Raw genomic sequence first — 21,390 nt, forward strand, 5'->3', positions numbered from 1 at the left:
TGAATCGCCCTCTTACTGAGCGGCGACCTTCCCGGCTTTTTCATCCTGCTCGCGGATCGTCTGCGCCTGATACTGCGGATCTGAGGTTATCTGCTGCTCGGTAAACGGCAGCGGGCTCAACTGCTTCTTCGAAAAGGCAACGGTCTGATCCCGTGAGTACTTCGACGTCGGGTCGCTGGACAACGAGAAAGCCAGCAGGCCTTGAGCGTGCGGCCCTTTGTCATCAAAGGTCACCACTTGCAAATAGCTGGTGCCGCTGATGACTTCAAGTTTGCCGTCGGTTCTCGGAACACTCTGGATGGCGTTGTACACGCCAAGCGTGCCGGGTCCGCCGTGGATCGGTGTCTGTTGCCCACCGCTGCTGACCACCTGAATATCACCCCAACGGCTGTCATCCTTGAGCCCCAGTTTTTCCACTTGTTCCACCGACGCCAGCATCGCCTCGCGAATCGCCTGGGTGACCTGCGAATTATCGAGCGCCAGGCCACGGGGCGTGTGCTGCGGATCTTTCGGGTCGAACGCCACTCGCCAGATGTCCGGGACTTGCTGCAACGGTTCCATGACATTCTGGAAGTGTACAAAGCCGAGTCCGCTGTCCAGATTCGCACTGCGGTCCCATGTCTTGAGGCTCGCGCACATCGGAGCGAGCGTTGCTGCATCGGCACCCAGATCGTTGGCGCAAAATTGCAGCAGGTCCGGCATCACTTGCCCGGCCTGGTACACCTGATCGTCCATCACCATCCGTTGCAGATCCGCCGCCGAGACCGGACCGGCCTGGATCAACGTGCTCAACCGGTCCAGAGCGAACCGCGAGCGCAGCCCCAGCGGCTGGCCTTCCTGACTGATCAGGGGCGAGAAACCGGTGAGCGGTTGCGCCGGGTTGGCCATCCACGCCGAATCGTTGGAGTGTTGGACGTAGTCCCTGCGTTGCAGTTGCGGCAACTTGTCCGCCGCATAAATGCCTTTTTGCGCGGCGTTCGGGTCGATGTCCCAGGCACAGGCGCTGTTTGAACCATCGAGCACGATCAACTGCAACCCGACGCGCGGGTCGCTGCATTTGGCGAGTTTGTCGGCACTGACGTTCGGCACCACCGACAGGTTCATGTACAGCGTCTGCCCCTGATCATCCACCGCCAGGGTATTGACCCACGGGATACCCTGAATCTTGTGGACCGAGGCCTGTAGATCCTTGAGGCTGGAGGCCTGGTTCATGGCGTACCACTGCTGCAACACCCGGTCGTTTTCCAGGTTGGCATCGCGCAGGCTGTAGGCGTACTGATTGTCCCAGTCGAGTTTTCCGGGCCACTGCACGATCGGACCGAACTGCGAGCTGTAGACCACATGGGACACCGCTTTGGTCTGGCCGTCGGGCTGTTTCACGTTCACCGTCACGGTCTGCTTGTTCATCGGCAGCGACTGGCCGTCGAGCAGATAACGGGTCGAATCCTTGGGATCAAGTTGCAGGCGATACAGGGTGAAGTGCTTGGACGTGTCCACCGTATGGGTCCACGCCAGGTGTTGGTTGAAACCGATATTGATCATCGGCAACCCCGGCAACGCCGCGCCCATCACGTCCAGCTTGCCGGGAATGGTCAGGTGCATCTGGTAGAAGCGCATCCCGCCAATCCACGGGAAATGCGGGTTGGCCAGCAACATCCCACGGCCGTTGAACGAACGTTCGCTGCCGACCGCCACCGCGTTGCTGCCGCGATCCAGCGCGAACCGCTGCATGCGCGTGGCCGCCAGCTGAAACGACGACCCTTCGCCCGCGGCCTGAGCAACGGCCTTGGGTGGCGTCGCCCCCGCCAACGCTTCGGCGAATTGCCCTACGCCACCTTCGACCAACAGGCGGCGGGTCAACTTGACCAGGTCCTGCGAGGTGATGTCGCGCACCCATTCGCCCTGGCACTGCTGCGGCAAACCCTGTGCACGACGCTCGGTCAGCGAGCGGTTGTATCCGGCCACATAACCCTCGACCAGATCACGCACTGGCTGAGTTTGCGCCTTCCAGAACCCGGCGACGGCTTCAGGGGTATTGAGCCAGGCGAAGAACAGGTCGCTGACCTGGTTCTCGCGCTCCTCGACCGTCAGCTGATCCGGGCCGAAATAGCGTGAGCGCTCGCCATTGACGGTGACAATCTCATTGGCCAGCAAGCACAGGTTGTCCTGCGCATAGGCGTAACCGATGCCATAACCGAGTCCACGCTCGTTTTCGGCGCGAATATGCGGCACACCAAAACTGGTGCGGCGAATGTCGGCGCTGGCCTGCTCCGGCGCATTGCGTGCATTTGCCGCAAGACTCAGCCCTACCAACATGCCCGCAAGGCTCAACCTGGTAAATTGCCTGGAAATAATCACGCTCGCTCCTGATCGAAAAGACAAACACCCTGCGTCAAACACGCATCGCGCCTTCCCCTAGGAACGAAACCCACGGCAAAAATTTAGGCCCTGAAAGGCGCTTTAACCAGCCTGCTCACAGGACGCTGACGTGACGGTGACGAATTTTCTACATTCGATCCTTCATTATTTGCCGTGCTCATACGTCTTATTGAATGAGAGCACCCATCACATTTCCTGGCCGGCTCGGAAAAGGAGTTTTTGCATGTACAACTCGCAACTGCCAACGGACGGTAGTCACGCGCCCAAGCGTTCAGCCATGGACTCCGGGGTCTTCAGTCAACGAGGCGAGCGTAATGGTAACGAGCGGATCAGATTGCTGCTCAAAAGCTTCGGCCTGCGAACCAGCCTGATTCGCCTCAAGGTCATCGACGCCTTGCTGACCGCCGCCGAAAGCGAGCGCAGCCTGGGCGTGCGAGGCGTGCACGGCCATTTGCTGGACCTGGATATTCCCCTGTCCTTTCTGAGTGTGCGAGAAGTGTTGAAACGCTTGTGCAGCGAAGGCGTGATCACCCTCAATGCCGACAAAAGCTACAGCCTGCATCCGCACGCTGTAGCCATGCTCCATCGCGACTGATCAGGTCAAGGTGCGTCGCTCAAGGCTTGACCTTGCGACGCATCACACCATTGACCACCACCACGATCACCGCGACGCCGATGGCGATGTACTGAAACAGCTTCTCACTGATGACGCCTGCGTTTTGCAGATACGAAAGGCCGAACATGATCCCCAACACCACCAGGGAGATCAGAATCGAGTATTTCAAACGTTGCGACTGAGTCATTGCGAATTCCTGAACCTGAAAAATGTGTCCGGTTTGTATCCGAAAGCATGCCAAGCCCCTACCTTTGTGCAGGAATGGGACGCTGCAAACGGGGTCTCATGTTACAGCCGATGAAGAGATTTGGCTTTATTACGGCGATAACCATGAGGATTTTCAAATGTTCCGTCGAATCACACGGCTGATTCCCCTGCTCGCGCTGCTGATGCTGAGCGGCTGCATCGTTTTCCCCCACGGTGGCCGGCACGGCGACCACCATTACGATCGCGGTGGACCGGGTTATTACCAGCATCGATAACGTATGACGCGTAAGTAATTGAACACCCGCTTGTAAGAAAAGTGGATATTCCGTGATTGCTGAACCAATGCCCGCCCCGTTGCGGGCATTTTTCGTACATACACTTTCCCTTCTTTTTTTACTGCCCTCCCCTCATCGAAACCTGGCGAAAACTATTGAAGCTTTCAGTCTTAATAGTCCGTTTGAGGTATTCATACCCGCTTGATTAATCTTGGCGCATCGCAATAAGACCCACTATTTAACTTCACGAAGAAGAACAGGGATGCCATGCACAAACCGCTCATAAATATTAGCCCCTATCAGGTGTTCGGCTTTTGCCTTGCCATTACTTTTTTTGAACTTCTGACGTATATGGCCAGCGACATGATCATGCCCGCCATGTTGACCGTCACTCATGATCTGAATGCCAGCGGGAGACATGTCCCCTACGCCTTCAATCTTTATCTGGCGGGCGGCATTCTTCTGCAATGGCTTATTGGTCCGCTGTCGGATCAGTTCGGTCGCCGACCGATGTTGCTCATCGGTTGCGGTTTATTCGCCCTGTCCTGTGCCGCCGCGTTCAGCGTGCACAGCATTTATGCGTTCAACGGCTTGCGGGTGATTCAGGGCATGGGGCTGGGATTTGTCATCGCGGTCAGCTATCCAGCCTTGCAAGAAGTGTTCTGCGAAGCCGACGCGGTAAAAATCATGGCGTTGCTGGGCAACGTTGCATTGCTCTCTCCGCTGCTGGGGCCTTTGCTCGGCAGCCTGCTGCTGGAGTGGTTGTCCTGGCGGCAGCTGTTTTTACTGCTGGGTATCGGCGGCCTGCTGGTCTGGCTCGGGCTTTACCTGTTCATGCCGGAAACCGTGGGTACCTCGCGTCATGACGGTCAGCGACTGGCGGCGGTGCCGTTCGAATGGCGCGGCACCGTGCGCCGTTATGCCGCGTTGCTCGGCAACCCGCGATTCCTCAGCGCCTCGGTCGCGCTGGGGGTCATGAGCCTGCCCTTGATTGCGTGGATCGGGCTGGCTCCGCTCCTGCTGATTCACAATCAGGGACTATCACCCTTGCAGTACGGCCTGTGGCAGATCCCGGTGTTTGCGGCCGTCATTCTCGGCAACCTGATACTCAATCGATTGATCGCCGACACTGAATTGCCGCAACTGATTCGATACGCGTTGTGGCCGTTTTGCGGCGGACTCCTCGCCTTGCTCGCCAGCAGTTTCTACGGGGCGTCTACGCCTTTGCTCATCAGCGCCCTGGCCGTTTATGCCATCGGCCTTGGCATGAGCAACGCCGCCCTGTACCGGCTCGCGCTGTTTTCAAGCGACGACAGCAAAGGCTTGGTCTCGGCCATGATCGGCATGATCTCGATCGCCGTCATGGGCGGCGGCGGCTCGCTGATTGCGGCGGCCGGTGCCGGTGACAACCACGAATCCTTCGCCCTGATGGCGGCTATTGCAGGGCTCATGTGCCTGCTGCCCTTGCGCCTTTTTCTGCGGCGTTCTCACCTCCCGCTTGCTGCCTGACTCCACCCGAAAGGTCCTTTGATGATCCATTTACCCCACACCGATGCGCTTTGCGCGTTAACGCAACCCTATTGCCTGGATTCCGTGCCTGAAGGCCTGTTCGACCGGGCCATGGGGGAAACCAGCCTGTTTCATTGTCACCACACGCCTGGCTATGAGCGCTGGCTCAACAGCAACGGGCTGGTCGCTCAAGACCTGGCGACACTGGATGACTGGTCAAGACTACCGCCGATTTTCGCTCACTATTTCAAACGTCACCTGTTGTTCGGCCCTACGGGCGAAGGCGCGCTGGAGCTGACATCGTCCGGCACCAGTGGCCAGAAAAGTCGCCTGCGCTATGACCAGCGCAGCATGGCGGCCGCCCAGGGCATGGTGAGCCACATTTTTCGCCATTACGGCTGGGACACTCCGGACAGTCCCTGCAACTACTTGCTGCTGAGCTATGAACCCAAGGCTGCGATCACCTTGGGCACTGCGTACACCGACCAGTTTCTGTGCAGCTATGCGCCGGTCAACCGCATCGCTTATGGATTGCGCCTGACGGGCAACGGTCACGCGTTCGATATGTTTGGGGTGATCCGCGCCTTGCAGGAATTCGCCGAAGAAGGATTGCCGGTGCGCATTCTCGGCTTCCCGGCGTTCCTCTCCCACGCGTTGCAGCACATGGAAGACACCGGCGTCGCGGATCTCAAGCTAGCGGCCGAGTCCCTGGTGTTTCTCGGGGGGGGTTGGAAAACCCAGGCCGCACAGGAAATTCCTTTGTCGCAGTTGTATCAACGCATCCACCGCCAATTGGGCATCGACCTGTCCCGCTGCCGGGACGGTTACGGCGCTGTCGAGCATGCCGTGCCCTACATCCAGTGTGCTCGGCAGCATTTCCATGTGCCGGTTTATTCGAAAGTCTTCGTGCGCAACCCATCCAGTTTCACTGTTCAACCCTACGGTCAGCGCGGCTTGTTGGAGTTCGTGTCGCCGTACATTTCGTCCAGCCCCGCGCACGCCGTTGTCATGGGCGACCTGGCGACGCTGCACCCCGCTGCCAGCTGCGGATGCGGCTTGCAGACCGACTGGTTTGAACTGCATGGACGCGCCGGCACGACCGCCAGCCGAAGCTGCGCAATGGCCGCGTCAGAACTGATTGGAGGGGCGTGACATGTACTTGATCAATGGTGAACTGCGGAACGATGTCACCCTCGAGACAGCCCTCGAGCAACTGCACCCACAACTGCCACGACTGCTGAATGCACCGATCGACAGCGACACCGTCATCGACGCAGCGGCCCGATTTGCCCTGCAATTGCAAGCTGGTCGACTGGATGTGCCCCTCGACAACGATCAACGATTGGGGCTTGTCGACTTCTGCCGACGCAGCCACCTCACCACCAAGCTTGAACGTGAGTTGGGTGTGCAACCGCGTTCGTTACGGCGTATTGATTACCGGCAAGCCTGTTTTGAAAGCTGGCATCCGCTGGGGCTGGTGGTGCACATCACGCCGGGCAATGCGCCGATGCTGGCGTTCTGCGCGGTCCTGGAAAGTCTGTTGGCCGGCAACATCAACTGGCTGCGCCCCAGCTCCAGCGATCAAGGATTGACCGCCCGGTTACTCGCCGCGCTGGTGCATAGCGACACCAGTGGCCAGTTGGCTGATTTCATCGCGGTGCTGCCGGTCAGCACGGCTCAGATAGCGCAACTCTGCACCCGCGCCGATGGCGTCGCCGCCTGGGGTGGTGAAAACGCGCTAAAAGCGATTCGTCAGCAGATCCCGGCCGGGTGTCGCTGGATCGATTGGGGCCACAGGATCAGCTTCGCTTATCTGTCGCCCGAGGCGGCGAGCGATTCGGCGCTGGACGCGCTGGTGGATGAAGTGTGCAGTCTGGATCAGCAAGCATGCTCCAGTCCGCAATGGCTGCTGGTAGACAGCAACGATCCGGCGGTTTTGCTGGACCTGGGTGAACGTCTGGCCAAAGCCTTTACATGTCGTTCCTCACATTGGCCGGCGCTGGTTCCTACCGACCAGGAGGCTTCGGAAATCACCACCCGTACCGCGATGGCGAGGCTGGAACACTGCTTTGCGCAGCAGACTGGTCAGGTCTGGACCGGCCCGGGATGGAGGGTCATCTGGGATCACCATCAGACGCTCGCGCCCTCGCCGCTGTTTCGTACACTGCTGCTCAAACCGGTGCCGCAACACTTGATCGCCGAGACGCTATTGCCTTGGCGCACCGTCCTGCAAAGCTGCGTGTTGATGTGTTCTGCGGTGCAGACACCCGGGTTGGTGCGCTCGCTGGTCAATGCCGGCGTTACGCGTATTGCCCCGTGCGGGCTGATTCATGACGGCTACCCTGGGGAACCCCATGACGGCGTCTACGCGCTGTCGCGCTTCAGTCGCCGCCTCTCGGTGAGTCTGTCGCCTGAGGCCGTACCTGGCCGGGCAACACTCGACGCGCTGCCAACCGCTGCGGATACACGCCATGAGCCGATCATGGACAAAAACACATTCATGACCCAGCCGATCAACGCCATGGCCCAGCTGTTTTTCCGCTCTGGGGGCAGCAGCGGCACGCCAGCCCTGGCCGGGTTCAGCTATCAGGACTTTCAACGGCAGATGCGCGCGGCGGCAGACGGCCTTTTCGCCGCCGGTCTCGACCCGTCAACGGATCGGGTGATGAACCTGTTTTACGGCGGCAGCCTGTATGGGGGATTCTCCAGCTTCACCAAGGTTCTGGAATTGATGGGCGTTACACATTTCCCCATGGGGGCGCCGCACGATGATGACTTCAGCGAAATGGCCCGAATGATCGTGGATCATCGCATCACCGCGCTGATAGGCATGCCGAGTACGTTACATCGCTTGTTTTTCAACGAACAAAGCCAGCTTCGCGCGTACTCGGGCATCAGCAAAGTGTTCCTCGGCGGCGAGCACCCTGGCCAGGCCAGCCTGCGCCTGATGGAAAGCTGCGGAGTCTCGACGATTCGCTCCGCGATTTATGGCTCGGTCGATGCCGGTCCGCTGGGGCATGCCTGCTCGGCAACGGCAGACGGCGTCTTTCATTTGATGTGCGATACCCAGCATCTGGAAATCGTGCATCTCGAACACGATTCTCCGGTGCAAGCCGATGAGATCGGCCGGCTGCTGTTCACCTCTCGGGCCCGGCAAGGCCAGGCCGTGCGCCGGTATGACGTGGGGGACACCGGTCGCTGGATATCCGGAGCCTGCCCTTGCGGGCTCGACTCACCGCGATTCGAATTGCTGCAGCGCCACGGCAAGCTGATACGGATGGGCACGGAATTCATTTCACCGTCGGCGCTGCAGGACAGCCTCGGCCTGCCCGTTCAACTTGTGCTGGACCACGCCTGCGATGGCAGCGAGCGGTTGAAGGTTTTAGTGAACCTGGAGGCCGAAAAGGCGTATGAAAAGTTATTGACCCACGCCGCACTGACCAATGCCGTGAATGCCGCGCTGATCACGGTAGAAGTTCACGAGTGTGCTGAATCCGAATTCACCAAAAACAAACACAGCGGAAAAACGCCGTTGGTTATCGACAACAGACATTAAACATCTCGTTTGTCTTTTAATCTCACAACGCCCGATAAAAAAAGAGAACCCAGTGAAAACAACTTATTCGCTTGAACAACTCTTGCCTTATATAAGGCAACACTCAAACTTCTATCGCAAACACCTGCAACACTTACCGGCAGAAGGTATTACTTTAAAAGACCTGCCGCTGACCAATGTGGCCGACTATTGGGCTGACAGTAACGACCTGAATCATTGGCCTGTGCTGACCGGCAACATCGAAGACGCGTTGGTGTTTAAAACCGGCGGATCCACCAGTCAGGGCAAACTGACGGTTTACTCGACCCGCGAGTGGCAAGCCTTGGTCGGTACGTTTGGAAACAGTGTTTCCTCTCAACTGAAGGACGGTGACAGGGTCGCCAACCTGTTCTTTTCCGGCGATCTCTACGCCAGTTTTCTGTTCATCCACGACTCGCTGGCGCACGTCAAAAGGTCCATCTGTGAGTTTCCGTTCACCGGCGAAGTCAGCATGGATGTCCTGGCGGATGCGCTGGATCAGCACCGGATCAACGTGCTGGTGGGTGTGCCGGCGCAGTTGTTGAAATTCGCCGCGTACCTGAATCAGCATCAGCGGGTGCTGTGTGGGGTTGATACGTTGCTGTACGGCGGCGAAAGCCTGTTCGGCCCGCAATTGGCCATCCTCACCCAGGTATTTCCCAACGTGCGCATCGCCTCAATCGGCTACGCCAGTGTCGATGCGGGCCTGATCGGCGCGACAAGCCGCGACTGCGCCTTGGGCGAGCATCGGGTATTTGAACCCCAGACCCTGCTGGAAATCGTCGACGAACTGACCGGTGAAGTCATTGAACAATGCGACCGCACTGGATTATTGCTGGTGACCAACCTGACCCGCCAACTCATGCCGCTGCTGCGGTATCCGGTAGGCGACCGTGCCTGCTGGCGTGAGCCCGCCAACACCCCGATGCGCAAATTCGCCCTCAAGGGGCGTAGCGCCCATAGTCAGCGGGTTCGTGTGGGGTCGGCGTCGTTGTTGATCGACGAAATGCGACAGATCGTCCAGCGCGTTGCTGGCACCGACCAATGGCAATTGCGCATCGAACATGACGGCTACAAGGACATCGTCAGTGTGACATGGGTGCCTGACGCAAACGCCGTGGCCACCGCCCCACGATGCCTGGCATTGTATGAAGCGCTTATGGCCCATTACCCCGCGCTCGATCATCTGAATCGCGAAGGGCTGCTGGAGTTGCGAGTGCTGTCCTGCAACGTCACCGACCTGAAGCTTCACCCTCGTTCCGGCAAACAGATGCGGGTCCTGGATTTGCGCCCCTATGACGCGCCATCGCTGGAGACTGCGTGATGTCTCATCTGATTTTTCGACGCTACCGCCCTTCCGACGCCCGCGCCGTGAGCCAGTTGTTTCGCGAGGTTTATGGCGATCATTACGTTCAACCGGATGTTTACCTGCCGCACATGATCAGCCAGCACACCGCCGAGGGTCGCTGGAAATCGATGCTGGCGGTGGATGATGTACGCGTTCTGGGGCATGCCGCGTTATGCCACGAATCGTCCCCGCAGAGCGCGGAACTGGCTCTCAGCGTGGTGCATCCCGCGGCGCAGGGGCAAAGTATCGCGACACGTCTGGGCCGGGAGTTACTGTTGCAGGCCGGGGCACTGGGCTTTAAGAGCGTCCTGATCAAGCAAGTGACCCACCATCCGTACACGCAACGCATGGCCGCAAACATCGGTTTCCACAGCACGGGAGTGCTGCCCGACTACGTTCCTTCGCCCTTCGCCGAACCGCACCCGGAAACCATTGTGATGGGCTGCCACGTGGTCGAAGGGCAGGCGCGTCCTCTTCCCGACATTCCCTGGCCCGAACGCTACCGGGGGTTTATGCAGCACCTGAGTTCGCTGTTCGGAACCCAGCCAGAAATGCCCCCACAACCTTCGATACCCTTGCAGATCAAGCAGCACCATCACCGCTTCGACATGGTCATTCACCGCCTGACCAAACGTCTGCTCGACCAGATCCGGCAATTGCCCGGTCACTGGATGATCTCGACCCGACTTGCGCTGTCGCGACACTTCGCCGAAGACTTGCGCAGTTTGACGACGCTTGGCTTCTCGTTTACCGGGTTGATGCCCGCTCCCGGCAGTCATGGATGGTTTGCCCTGTTTCATCGAGGGGCGCGGCCTCGGTCCCTCAATCTGCATTGCCCCTACATGCAACAGTTGCACGACGATTTGCAGCAAAACACCGAAGCACTGGGCAGCGCTCGCTCAGCCGCTTGAGTCTTTTCGGTAAAACTCATTGCCCGGCTGCGCGCAAAGCTCCACCAGCCAGTCGACAAACACCCTCACCCGCCGGGACAACTGGCGGTGTGGGGGATAGAGCGCCGTCAACGGCATCCCGGGGGGCGGCGTCGCTTTCAATACTTCACACAAACGCCCTTCCTTCAATTGGCGGGCGACGTGGTAGTACGGCGTCTGGATCAGTCCGTAACCCGCCTCACAAGCAGCCAGGTACCCGTCGGCACTGTTGACCGACACGTGCTTGGGCAGGTCAATCAACCGGAGTTGATCATCGACCATGAATTCCAGCCCGAACCGCTTGCCGGTGGTGCCGGAGAAATACTCCACCATCTGATGGCCCTCAAGGTCAGCCAGATTGTGCGGGGTTCCATGGCGCGCCAGGTACTCGGCGCTGGCGCAGGTGATCTGGTCGAGCATGACCAGCGGCCGCGCCACCAGTGACTCATCCAGCGCCGCCCCGCCGCGCAGCACACAATCGACGCCTTCACGAATCAGGTCGACAGGTCGGTCATTCAAACCGATATCCAGTTCGATCAACGGATAGCGGCGGGTGAACTGCGGCAATGCCGGAATCACGATCAGGCGCCCGATCCCGGACGGCATGTCCACTCGCAGCAAGCCTTTGGGGTTGTGGCGGGCGGCGGAAAACACCGCTTCGGTTTCCTCCAGATCGGCCAGCAACCGCACGCAACGGGGGTAATAGGCTGCGCCGTCGAGGGTCAGGCTGATCTGCCGCGTGGTCCGTTGCAGCAGTTGCACGCCAAGGTGAGCCTCAAGTTGCTTGATCAGGATGGTCACCGACGCGCGGGGCAATTGCAGGCTGTCCGCGGCTTTGGCAAAGCCGCCCAGCTCGACGATTCGGGTGAACACGCGCATGGCGTTAAAACGGTCCATTGTCAGGTGATCCGGTTGATTATTTAGAAATTGCGAACAGTGATAGCAGTTGTAGCCGGTTTATCTTGTTTCTGTCGAGGTCAACACTAGGGGCTTACACCACAAGGAGTTGATTTCATGCAGACACGTCAATTGGGCAAAAACGGCCCACAGGTTTCTGCCATCGGTTTGGGCTGCATGGGCATGACCGATTTCTATACGACCGGTGTCGATACCCGTGAAGCCACCGCCACCCTGCATCGGGCGCTGGAGTTGGGGATCAACCTGCTCGACACCGCAGACATGTACGGCCCGCACACCAACGAAGAGTTGATCGGCAAGGCCATCGTCGACAAACGCGAGCAGGTGTTCCTGGCCAGCAAGTTCGGCATTGTCCGCGATCCGTCCAATCCCGGCGCCCGGGGCGTCAACGGCCGACCGGACTACATTCGCACGTCTATCGACGGCACGCTCAAACGACTGGGCGTTGAAACCCTGGATTTGTACTACCAGCACCGGATCGATCCGCAGGTGGCCATTGAGGAAACCGTCGGCGCCATGGCCGAGTTGGTCAAAGTCGGCAAGGTGCGTTATCTGGGCTTGAGTGAGGCGTCAGTGGCCACGCTGGAACGGGCACACAAGGTTCATCCGATCAGCGCCCTGCAAAGTGAGTATTCGCTGTGGAGCCGTGACCAGGAAGAGAACGGTTGCCTGGCTGCGTGCCAGCGTCTGGGCATTGCGTTCGTCCCTTACAGCCCATTGGGTCGTGGCTTTCTGACGGGGGCACTGAAAAGCCCGGATGACTTTGCCGCCGACGATTACCGGCGCTTCAGCCCGCGCTTTGAAGGGGAAAATTTCGCGAAAAACCTGTTGCTGGTGCAGCAGGTACAAGCCTTGGCAGCCGACAAAGGGGTGACGGCGGGCCAATTGGCGCTGGCCTGGGTGCTGGCGCAAGGTGACTACCTGATCCCGATTCCCGGGACCAAACAGCGTAAATACCTTGAAGAAAACGTTGGCGCACTGGAGGTGAAACTCAGCGACCACGACTTGCACGCCCTGGAAGCGATTTTCCCGGCCAATGCCACCGCAGGCTTGCGCTATCCAGAGGAAGTCATGAAGTTACTAGATCGGTAACCAACGCCTGGCCCATTCGGTCTGAGTGGGCCGGCACTGCGAACATCAAGCCTTGGATCTGACGCCACCGTCGGTAGCAGGCACTGTTGTACCGTTACCCTTGCCGTAAACCTGCAGGTTCTGCAGCACATAAATTGCCGTCTTGTATTCCGGGATCAGGCCGGCGGCGTATCTGTCGCCCTTGATGCTGTTGTTCTGGATGGTGTCCAGTTGCGTAGCGAAATACTCCAGCGCATTGAATTTTGCATCCGGGTCTTTCTGAATACCAAACCGGTCGAATTTGTCACCGGCGTTCATCAACGTCATCGACGTGATATCGGAAATCAATCCCTTGCCTCGCAAAAAGGCGCTGAGATTGCCCAGCTGTTTGGCAGAGATACTTTCCGGGTCAAAGCCTTTCACGTTGCGATGGATTTTCTGCTCATCCATTTTCGCCGTGTTCAGCGCGTTTGGATTGGTCCCCACCAGTGCCAGCATCTGCTTGACCCTGGCGTTGTGGGTGACAGGTTTGCCCCCGCCCGTATCCTGAACCAGCAACCCTGCCTTGGGAGTCCAGGCCCCTGTGTAGCCGATAGTCATGAATGAACTCCCGACTGCGTGACCATAAAAAACTCCTTGTTTAGTTCAGTTTTAGAGCCGCCAAGTATCAATCTGGCAACTAGCCATACCAACAATTTTTTCCAGTTTTTACAATTTTTGTACATGTTAGATACAAAGCACTAAGCGCCTTGTTTCATTGGCCTAGACAATCTTTTCAAAAGAGGGCTGGACAACTAATCAGCCTCTTGTACGTCTTGGTTAGTTTATTTGTATCAACATCGACACTGTCCGGCCCCTGACCGCTCGTCACCCTGCCCCTTTCTAGCACGCTCGTACCTAAAGCTCGTCCCTTGCAAGCCGATAGCTCTTCGAAGCGCCGATTTTCATTCCGAAAACCACAATAAGAACGCTGCACAAGGACCGGTCCCATGCCCGCATTCCGCACCATCCAGGCTCGTTACACGCTGTTTCTGGTCCTGTTCATCCTGCTGTTGTTCGTCCTCACGGTGGTCGGCATCAGCCAGTTGGTCGCCCCCAAGCTTCGTCACACCGAAGAACAGGTGGCCCTCAACCGCATCGCCGAAGTGGCCGAGCAAATCCAGGGCGAACTGAACAAGGTTCAGGCGCAACAGCGCAGCATCACCCAGACCATTCCGCTGCTCGACAGCGCTGCCATCGACACGGTGCTGCCAGGCCTGGTCGATCAATACGGCGAGTTGAAAGTGTTCGGAGGCGGTATCTGGCCGTTACCCGGCCAGCGTGAGGCCGGACGTAACAAATTCAGCACCTTCTGGCACCGCGACGCCTCGGGCAAGCTGGCGGTCAATACGTTCTGGAACAGTGACGCCGCTCCCAACTATTACGACCAGACCTGGTACAAGGGCGGCATGCAAACCCCGCGCGGCCAATGCGCCTGGGCCGCTGCCTATAAAGATGACGCCAGCGCGGAGCCACGGACCAACTGCGCCATGGCCATTCAGAAAAATGGCGCGGCGTATGGCGTCTCGACTATCGACGTGACGCTGGGCTTCTTCAATGACTTGATCGCCCGCAAGGAAAAAGACCTCGGCGCCGAAATGCTGATCGTCGAAGCCGACGGCAAGATCATCAGCAACAGCTCGCGGATCAGTGGGCCAATCGTGCTGAAGAACATCAGTGAGCTGGCCGGCAACTCGCCGTTCGCCAGTCAAGTGAAGGCCGGCCTGCAAAACCGTGATCAGTCGCAGCGGGTCGAGTTCGACAACAACGGTGAAGCCAACACCTTCTTCATGCGCCCGATCGAAGGCACCCCGTGGTTCCTCGCCACGGCCCTGCCGACCACGCTGATCACCGCCCAGCGTGACGATGTGCTCAGTACCTTGAGCCTGCTGCAAATCCCGATGGTGATTCTGCTGGTGTTGCTGCAGATCTATGCGATTCGCCAACTGATCCAGCGGATGAAAATCCTCAAAGCCAACATTGATGCCCTGTCCGCGGGCGATGCCGACCTGACCAAGCGCATCACTATCCGCGCCGAAGACGAACTGGGCGCCATCGGGCACTCGGTCAACGCCTTCATCATTTATTTGCAGAACATGATCGGCGAAGTCACCCAGGCCACCGGTGCCATGGCCTCCAGCCTGGACAACCTGCAGCGGACTTCCGCCCACACCAGTCAGATTCTGGTGCGCCATGCGTCTGAAACGGATCAGACGGTCACGGCGATTACCGAGATGAGTTCGACCGCCGAAAGCGTCGCGCAGAACGCCGCTGAAACGGCGGCCTTCACCCAGCGCGCCAACGAGAACGCCGATCGTTCACGGGTCGTGGTCGGTGAAGCGTCCAGCAGCGTGATCGCCTTGATCGACGAAGTGGCGAGCGCCACCCATAAAGTCGAAAGCATGCAGGAAGACGCGCAACGCATCACCGAAATCCTCGGCGTGATTGGCGCGATTGCCGGGCAGACCAACTTACTGGCGCTCAACGCCGCGATCGAAGCGGCCCGGGCCGGTGAGCAAGGTCGCGGTTTCGCGGTCGTCGCCGATGAAGTCCGCGCCCTCGCCGCCCGCACGCAAGCCAGCACTTCGCAAATCAATGAAATGCTCAAGCGCCTGACCCAAGGCGTGAGTTCGTCTGTAACCGCGATGGAAAATACCCAGGCCAGTTGCCAGTCTGCCGCCGACGCCACGGCGCGGGTCAACACGGGCCTGGATGAAATGGCCGGCTCGGTCAGCCACATCAACAGCCTGAGTACGCAGATCGCCACCGCCGCGGAGCAGCAAAGCGCGGTGACCGAAGAGATCAACCGCAGCATGGTGCAGATCCGTCACATGGTGGATGAGCTGGTGAAAAGCGGCCAGGCCAGCGAGCTTAATACCCAACAACTGCTGCAAGCCAATGCGCGTGTCAGCTCGATCATGGGGCGGTTCAAGGTTCGTTGATCGCTGCTGAATTACACATGCTCCCTGCGGCCGGGGAGTTGGGTCTGGTGAGGATCTTTGTGGTGAGGGGCTTGCCCCCTCGCCACGACAGCTTGGCGTACCTGTATTACTTCGAAACAACCTCGTATCTCTTCCCGGCAAAAAATGGTCAAAATGCATCTTTTTGGCCGCAACCCGAGACGAGATCCCCCATGCGAATCCACCTGCGTCTGGTCGCCTTGAGCGCCCTTTTTATCTCCCCCATGGCCCAGGCCGCCGACCTGGTCCCGATCGAAGTCCACCGTGACGCCAACTGCGGCTGCTGCAAAAAATGGATCAGCCACCTCGAGGCCAACGGCTTCAAGGTTGAAGACCACGTCGAATCCAACATGAGCGAATTCAAGCAGCAGCACGGCGTGCCTCCACGCCTGGCGTCCTGCCACACCGGCCTGATCAACGGCAAATTCGTCGAAGGCCATGTGCCTGCGGATCAAGTCCTGGCCTTGAGCAAACGCAATGACCTGCTGGGTGTTGCGGCACCGGGCATGCCTATGGGTTCGCCGGGCATGGAAATGGACGGCATGAGCGATGCCTATCAAGTGATCGGCCTGAAAAAGGACGGCACTGATGTGGTGGTGGCGGACTACCCGGCCCATTGATGGGTGGCGCCTACATCGGGCTGTTCTTCGCGGCGTTCGGTGCCGCGACCTTGCTGCCGTTGCAGTCCGAAGCGCTGCTCGTGGGGCTGTTGCTCAGCGAACAGTATTGGCTATGGTTGCTACTGGCCGTCGCGACGCTGGGTAATGTCCTCGGTTCGGTGGTGAATTGGTGGCTCGGCTGTCGCATCGAGCGGTTTCGCGACCGGCGCTGGTTTCCGGTCAGCCCGCGCCATCTGGAACAGGCCCGAAAACACTATCAACGCTATGGTCATTGGTCATTGCTGCTGAGTTGGGTGCCAATCATCGGTGACCCGCTGACGTTGGTGGCCGGCGTCATGCGCGAGCCGCTTGGGCGGTTCCTGCTGATCGTGACGCTCGCCAAAGGTGCTCGTTATGGCGTGCTGGCCCTGGCCACGCTCGGCTGGATCGGTTGAACGATCGGCGGCGGCGATTGCCTGTCTTTAATGTCGCCCTAATCATGCCGATCCAGCATCGGCGGGTTTTCTATGGAGTTCACCCATGTCCCTTCCCCTCTCCCGTTGGCTGCCCGGCCTGTTTCTGACCGCTGCACTGCCTGTTCTGGCTCACGCCGAAGGCCCGGAATACGGGCCGGAACTGCAAGGGTTCGAGTACCCGTATACGGTCAAGCACTTCTCGTTCGAGTCCCAAGGCAAATCCTTGCAGATGGGTTACATGGACGTCGCCGCCCACGGCAAGGCCAACGGGCGCAGCGTGGTGTTGATGCATGGCAAAAACTTCTGCGGCGCCACTTGGGACAGTTCGATCAAAGCCCTGAGCGAAGCCGGTTACCGGGTGATTGCGCCGGACCAGATCGGTTTCTGCACCTCCAGTAAACCGGACAACTATCAATACACATTCCAGCAACTGGCGACCAATACCCAGCAACTGCTCAAAGCCCTTGGCATCCAGAAGTCCAGCGTGCTCGGGCACTCCACCGGCGGCATGCTCGCCACACGCTATGCGTTGCAATACCCCGATCAGGTCGAGCAACTGGCGCTGGTCAATCCCATTGGCCTGGAAGACTGGAAAGCCCTTGGCGTGCCCTATCGCACCGTCGATCAGTGGTACGAGCGCGAACTCAAACTCAGCGCCGACGGCATCCGCACCTATGAACGCAACACCTATTACGGTGGCCGCTGGAAGCCTGAATTAGATCGCTGGGTCGATATGCTTGCCGGCTTGAACAAAGGCCCGGGGCACACACAGGTGGCCTGGAACTCGGCGTTGATCTACGACATGATCTTCACCCAGCCGGTGTACTACGAGTTCAAGGACCTGAAGATGCCGACGCTGTTGCTGATCGGCACGTCCGACACCACGGCCATCGGCAGTGACATTGCCTCCCCGGAGGTCAAGGCCAGGCTCGGTCATTACGACGTGCTCGGCAAGCAAGTGGCAAAACTGATTCCCCAGTCCACACTGGTTGAATTCCCCGGCATGGGCCACGCGCCACAGATGGAAGAACCGGCGCAATTCCACCAGGCATTGCTCGACTGGCTGAACAAAACCAATCCCGTGCGTTAATGAGGTAAGGCTGATGGCGGTGCAGATTGCGGTGATCGATGATTGGCAGGACGTGGCCCGTGACGTGGTCGACTGGTCAGTGCTGGACAGCCTCGGCGAGGTGAGTTTTATCCATGATTACCCCGCCGACAACGCAACCCTGGCGGAGCGCCTGGGTAAATTCGAAGTGATCTGCGTAATGCGCGAACGCACCCGCTTCGATGAAGACCTCCTGCGCCAATTGCCGACACTCAAGCTGCTGGTCACCGGTGGTATGCGTAATGCTGCGCTGGATCTCAAGGCCGCTGCGGCACTGGGTATCCAGGTCAGTGGCACCGACAGCTACAAACACGCCGCTCCAGAACTGACCTGGGCGTTGATAATGGCCGCGACCCGCAATCTCGTGGCCGAAGCCAATGCCTTGCGCGCCGGGAAATGGCAGCAAGGCCTGGGCGGCGACTTGCACGGCAAGACACTGGCGATCCTCGGCCTTGGCAGCATCGGCCAACGGGTCGCGCAGTTCGGTCAGGTGTTCGGGATGCGGGTGATCGCGTGGAGCGAAAACCTCACGGCCGAACGTGCCGCTGAAGTGGGCGTGACCTATGTCAGCAAGCAGGAACTGTTCGAGCAGGCCGATGTGCTGTCGGTTCATCTGGTGCTCAGTGATCGCAGCCGCGGATTGGTCGACGCCCAGGCGCTGGACTGGATGAAACCCTCGGCGCTGCTCGTCAACACCGCCCGCGGACCGATTGTCGATGAGGCTGCGCTGATCAAGGCCTTGCAAAAGAATCGACTCGCGGGGGCGGCACTGGATGTGTTCGACATCGAGCCATTGCCGGTGAATCATCCGTTCAGAACGCTGGACAACGTGTTGGCAACGCCGCATGTCGGGTACGTCAGCCAACAGAACTACCATCAGTTCTTTTCGCAAATGATCGAGGACATTCAAGCGTGGTCGGCGGGTGAGCCGATTCGCCTTCTGAGCTAGGACCGAAGCGCCGCTCTCGCACTCGATCGATGTTGGTCAATACTGAACGCGAAAACCACGTATCCTCTGCGCCCGTTTCACGTTCAACCTCGCGAGGGCAGTTTGTCTAAAGGTATCGCTTTATCGGTCTCGGCCTCGGTGCTGTTTGCCGTCATGTATTACTACACCTCGCTGCTCACCCCCTTGAGCGGCGTGGAGATTTTCGGCTGGCGCATGCTGCTGACCGTGCCGTGCATGACCGTGTTCATGATGGTTTCCGGCGAATGGAAACGGGTGGTCGAAATTTTCCGGCGCATCGCCGGGAATCGCAAACTGATCGCCGGCCTGATCGCCTCCTCTGCCCTGCTCGGCGTGCAGCTTTGGCTGTTCATGTGGGCGCCGCTCAACGGCTACAGCCTGGATGTGTCGCTCGGCTATTTTCTGTTGCCGCTGACCATGGTCCTGACCGGGCGGATCGCCTATGGCGAGCGCCTCTCGTATCTGCAAAAAATCGCCGTGGTGCTGGCCTGCCTTGGGGTGATCAACGAGGTGTATCAGGTCGGTGGTTTTTCCTGGGCAACCTTGCTGGTCTGCATCGGCTATCCCTTGTATTTCATCCTGCGCAAGCGCCTGGCCGCCGACAACCTTGGCGGTTTATGGCTGGACATGGCGTTGACACTGCCGGTGGCATTCTGGTTCGTGCAGAGTGGCGAACAGGGTTTCGGCGTGTTTGATCAACACCCGTGGTTGTCGCTGCTAATCCCGATACTCGGAGTGATCAGCGCGTCGGCGCTGGTGGTCTACATCATCGCCAGCCGGTTGTTGCCGTTCAGTCTGTTCGGGCTGTTGAGTTATGTAGAACCGGTGTTGCTGCTGGGCGTTGCATTGCTGCTTGGGGAAAGCATCAAGCCCGGGGAATGGTTGACTTATATTCCGATCTGGCTGGCGGTGGTAGTGCTGGTGTTTGAAGGGTTCAAGCACCTGGTTCGGCATCGCAAACCTTAAGCCCTACACAAAACCAAATGCAGGAGTGAGCCTGCCCGCGATAGCTATCTGTCAGTCAACAATGATGTTGAATTTGACGACGCTATCGCGAGCAGGCTCACTCCTGCAGTTTTAACGGTGAAGCGGCTTAATCGGTGGCGAGTACACCGCGGCGAACCTGATCACGCTCGATCGATTCGAACAGTGCCTTGAAGTTGCCTTCGCCGAAACCGTCGTCGCCTTTACGCTGGATGAATTCGAAGAACACCGGCCCCATCAGGGTTTCCGAGAAAATCTGCAGCAACAGACGCTTGTCGCCCGACTCGGACGAACCGTCCAGCAGGATCCCACGCGATTGCAGCTGATCGACCGGCTCGCCGTGGTTCGGCAGGCGGCCTTCGAGCATTTCGTAGTAGGTTTCCGGTGGCGCGGTCATGAAGCGCATGCCGATGCTTTTCAGGTGATCCCAGGTCTTGATCAGATCATCGCTGAGGAAGGCCACGTGCTGAATGCCCTCACCATTGAACTGCATCAGGAACTCTTCGATCTGCCCGGCGCCCTTGGACGATTCTTCGTTCAGCGGGATGCGGATCATCCCGTCCGGCGCGGTCATGGCCTTGGAGGTCAGGCCGGTGTATTCGCCCTTGATGTCGAAGTAACGGATCTCACGGAAGTTGAACAGCTTCTCGTAAAAGTTGGCCCAATACGCCATGCGACCGCGATACACGTTGTGGGTCAGGTGATCGATGATTTTCAGACCGGCGCCGACCGGGTTGCGGTCAACACCTTCGATGAACACGAAGTCGATGTCGTAGATCGAGCTGCCTTCACCAAAACGGTCGATCAGGTACAGCGGCGCGCCGCCAATGCCTTTGATCGCCGGCAGGTTCAGTTCCATCGGCCCGGTTTCGATGTGGATGGGCTGGGCGCCGATTTCCAGCGCGCGCTTGTAGGCCAGTTGCGAATCCTTGACGCGGAACGCCATGCCGCACACCGATGGGCCGTGCTCGGCCGCGAAGTACGAAGCAACGCTGTGCGGTTCGTTGTTAAGGATCAGGTTGATCTGGCCCTGGCGATACAGGTGCACGTCTTTGGAGCGGTGGGTCGCGACCTTGATGAAGCCCATGATCTCGAAGATCGGCTCCAGGGTGTTCGGGGTCGGCGATGCGAACTCGATGAACTCAAAGCCCATCAGGCCCATTGGGTTTTCGTATAAATCTGCCATTTTGGCGCCTCATCATTTTTTAGAATTAACGGAACGTTAGTTGCTAAGAATGCTGAAGCCGGCGGGTGGCGCGCAGGAGATGCCCCGCACGCTGCGGGCGAGGAAGTCACCGTAGATCAATTGAAACCCAAAACTTTTCATTGTCGACCCAAGGCTGATGCGGGCGAGGCTTCTGCTGGCAGAAGACGTTTATTATTGTATGCGTAACCCGATTCTACACAGCGTAAATAGGTTTGTCCGCCTTC

General features: G+C 58.8%; 18 protein-coding genes and 2 pseudogenes. 15 read left to right on the top strand and 5 right to left on the bottom strand.

Features of this window, described 5'->3' with window-relative positions; translation table 11 throughout:
- Nucleotides 1-12 precede the first annotated feature (12 nt).
- Nucleotides 13-2,358, bottom strand: coding sequence for an acylase (locus RHP74_RS16210; protein WP_311095830.1), 2,346 nt, complete (start codon nucleotides 2,356-2,358; stop codon nucleotides 13-15).
- Nucleotides 2,359-2,602: 244 nt separating this feature from the next.
- Between RHP74_RS16210 and RHP74_RS16215 the strand changes: the two genes are divergently transcribed.
- Complete coding sequence (locus tag RHP74_RS16215; RefSeq protein ID WP_010460662.1) at nucleotides 2,603-2,974, top strand: hypothetical protein; 372 nt, start codon at nucleotides 2,603-2,605, stop codon at nucleotides 2,972-2,974.
- A gap of 19 nt (nucleotides 2,975-2,993) precedes the next feature.
- Here the strand turns inward: RHP74_RS16215 and RHP74_RS16220 are convergent, their stop codons facing one another.
- Nucleotides 2,994-3,182 (bottom strand): hypothetical protein, encoded by a 189-nt coding sequence (locus RHP74_RS16220; protein ID WP_010460665.1) that lies wholly within the window; start codon nucleotides 3,180-3,182, stop codon nucleotides 2,994-2,996.
- Nucleotides 3,183-3,339: 157 nt separating this feature from the next.
- Here RHP74_RS16220 and RHP74_RS16225 point away from each other — a divergent pair, with 157 nt between their 5' ends.
- The 6 genes from RHP74_RS16225 to RHP74_RS16250 all read left to right on the top strand — a co-directional run bounded on the left by RHP74_RS16225 (nucleotide 3,340) and on the right by RHP74_RS16250 (nucleotide 10,819).
- Complete coding sequence (locus RHP74_RS16225) at nucleotides 3,340-3,477, top strand: hypothetical protein (protein WP_010460667.1); 138 nt, start codon at nucleotides 3,340-3,342, stop codon at nucleotides 3,475-3,477.
- A gap of 267 nt (nucleotides 3,478-3,744) precedes the next feature.
- Nucleotides 3,745-4,986, top strand: coding sequence for an MdfA family multidrug efflux MFS transporter (locus RHP74_RS16230; protein WP_083376647.1), 1,242 nt, complete (start codon nucleotides 3,745-3,747; stop codon nucleotides 4,984-4,986).
- Between the two features lie 21 nt (nucleotides 4,987-5,007).
- Nucleotides 5,008-6,138, top strand: coding sequence for an acyl-protein synthase (locus RHP74_RS16235; protein WP_311095831.1), 1,131 nt, complete (start codon nucleotides 5,008-5,010; stop codon nucleotides 6,136-6,138).
- A gap of 1 nt (nucleotide 6,139) precedes the next feature.
- Complete coding sequence (locus RHP74_RS16240) at nucleotides 6,140-8,542, top strand: aldehyde dehydrogenase family protein (protein WP_311095832.1); 2,403 nt, start codon at nucleotides 6,140-6,142, stop codon at nucleotides 8,540-8,542.
- Between the two features lie 52 nt (nucleotides 8,543-8,594).
- Nucleotides 8,595-9,884, top strand: a complete 1,290-nt coding sequence (locus RHP74_RS16245) for a phenylacetate--CoA ligase family protein (protein ID WP_311095833.1) — start codon at nucleotides 8,595-8,597, stop codon at nucleotides 9,882-9,884.
- On the top strand, nucleotides 9,884-10,819 hold the full coding sequence (locus RHP74_RS16250; protein WP_311095834.1) for a GNAT family N-acetyltransferase: 936 nt from the start codon (nucleotides 9,884-9,886) through the stop codon (nucleotides 10,817-10,819). Before RHP74_RS16245 ends, RHP74_RS16250 begins: the two co-directional genes overlap by 1 nt.
- On the opposite strand, the gene RHP74_RS16255 is transcribed toward RHP74_RS16250, so the two are convergent.
- Entirely contained in the window at nucleotides 10,808-11,734 is a 927-nt protein-coding gene (locus tag RHP74_RS16255; protein ID WP_311095835.1) for a LysR family transcriptional regulator, read from the bottom strand. The genes RHP74_RS16250 and RHP74_RS16255 overlap by 12 nt on opposite strands.
- A gap of 117 nt (nucleotides 11,735-11,851) precedes the next feature.
- On the opposite strand from RHP74_RS16255, the gene RHP74_RS16260 reads away from it, so the two are divergent.
- Nucleotides 11,852-12,847, top strand: coding sequence for an aldo/keto reductase (locus RHP74_RS16260; protein WP_311095836.1), 996 nt, complete (start codon nucleotides 11,852-11,854; stop codon nucleotides 12,845-12,847).
- 45 nt (nucleotides 12,848-12,892) lie between these two features.
- On the opposite strand, the gene RHP74_RS16265 is transcribed toward RHP74_RS16260, so the two are convergent.
- Complete coding sequence (locus tag RHP74_RS16265) at nucleotides 12,893-13,426, bottom strand: hypothetical protein (RefSeq protein ID WP_221106088.1); 534 nt, start codon at nucleotides 13,424-13,426, stop codon at nucleotides 12,893-12,895.
- Nucleotides 13,427-13,815: 389 nt separating this feature from the next.
- On the opposite strand from RHP74_RS16265, the pseudogene RHP74_RS31400 reads away from it, so the two are divergent.
- The 7 genes and pseudogenes from RHP74_RS31400 to rarD form a co-directional block, all read left to right on the top strand.
- A pseudogene (locus RHP74_RS31400) lies at nucleotides 13,816-14,895 on the top strand (cache domain-containing protein); the annotation flags it as partial.
- A 387-nt stretch (nucleotides 14,896-15,282) separates the two neighbouring features.
- Nucleotides 15,283-15,807, top strand: a pseudogene (locus RHP74_RS31405) (methyl-accepting chemotaxis protein); the annotation flags it as partial.
- Between the two features lie 191 nt (nucleotides 15,808-15,998).
- A complete protein-coding gene (locus tag RHP74_RS16275; RefSeq protein WP_311095837.1) occupies nucleotides 15,999-16,445 on the top strand; it encodes a DUF411 domain-containing protein in 447 nt (148 codons plus the stop codon).
- Nucleotides 16,445-16,879 (top strand): YqaA family protein, encoded by a 435-nt coding sequence (locus tag RHP74_RS16280; RefSeq protein WP_077747751.1) that lies wholly within the window; start codon nucleotides 16,445-16,447, stop codon nucleotides 16,877-16,879. The genes RHP74_RS16275 and RHP74_RS16280 overlap by 1 nt, the downstream gene beginning before the upstream one ends.
- An 85-nt stretch (nucleotides 16,880-16,964) precedes the next feature.
- The gene (locus tag RHP74_RS16285; protein WP_311095838.1) at nucleotides 16,965-17,990 is read left to right on the top strand and encodes an alpha/beta hydrolase; all 1,026 of its coding nucleotides are present in this window, start codon (nucleotides 16,965-16,967) and stop codon (nucleotides 17,988-17,990) included.
- A gap of 13 nt (nucleotides 17,991-18,003) precedes the next feature.
- On the top strand, nucleotides 18,004-18,957 hold the full coding sequence (locus RHP74_RS16290) for a D-2-hydroxyacid dehydrogenase family protein (protein WP_083376639.1): 954 nt from the start codon (nucleotides 18,004-18,006) through the stop codon (nucleotides 18,955-18,957).
- Between the two features lie 102 nt (nucleotides 18,958-19,059).
- The gene (rarD, locus tag RHP74_RS16295; RefSeq protein WP_010460694.1) at nucleotides 19,060-19,941 is read left to right on the top strand and encodes an EamA family transporter RarD; all 882 of its coding nucleotides are present in this window, start codon (nucleotides 19,060-19,062) and stop codon (nucleotides 19,939-19,941) included.
- A gap of 127 nt (nucleotides 19,942-20,068) precedes the next feature.
- Here rarD and hppD read toward each other — a convergent pair whose 3' ends face one another.
- A complete protein-coding gene (gene hppD, locus RHP74_RS16300; protein WP_311095839.1) occupies nucleotides 20,069-21,145 on the bottom strand; it encodes a 4-hydroxyphenylpyruvate dioxygenase in 1,077 nt (358 codons plus the stop codon).
- Nucleotides 21,146-21,390: the final 245 nt, after the last annotated feature.

The organism is Pseudomonas sp. SG20052 (assembly GCF_031766055.1).
Taxonomy (GTDB): Bacteria; Pseudomonadota; Gammaproteobacteria; order Pseudomonadales; family Pseudomonadaceae; genus Aquipseudomonas; species Aquipseudomonas mandelii.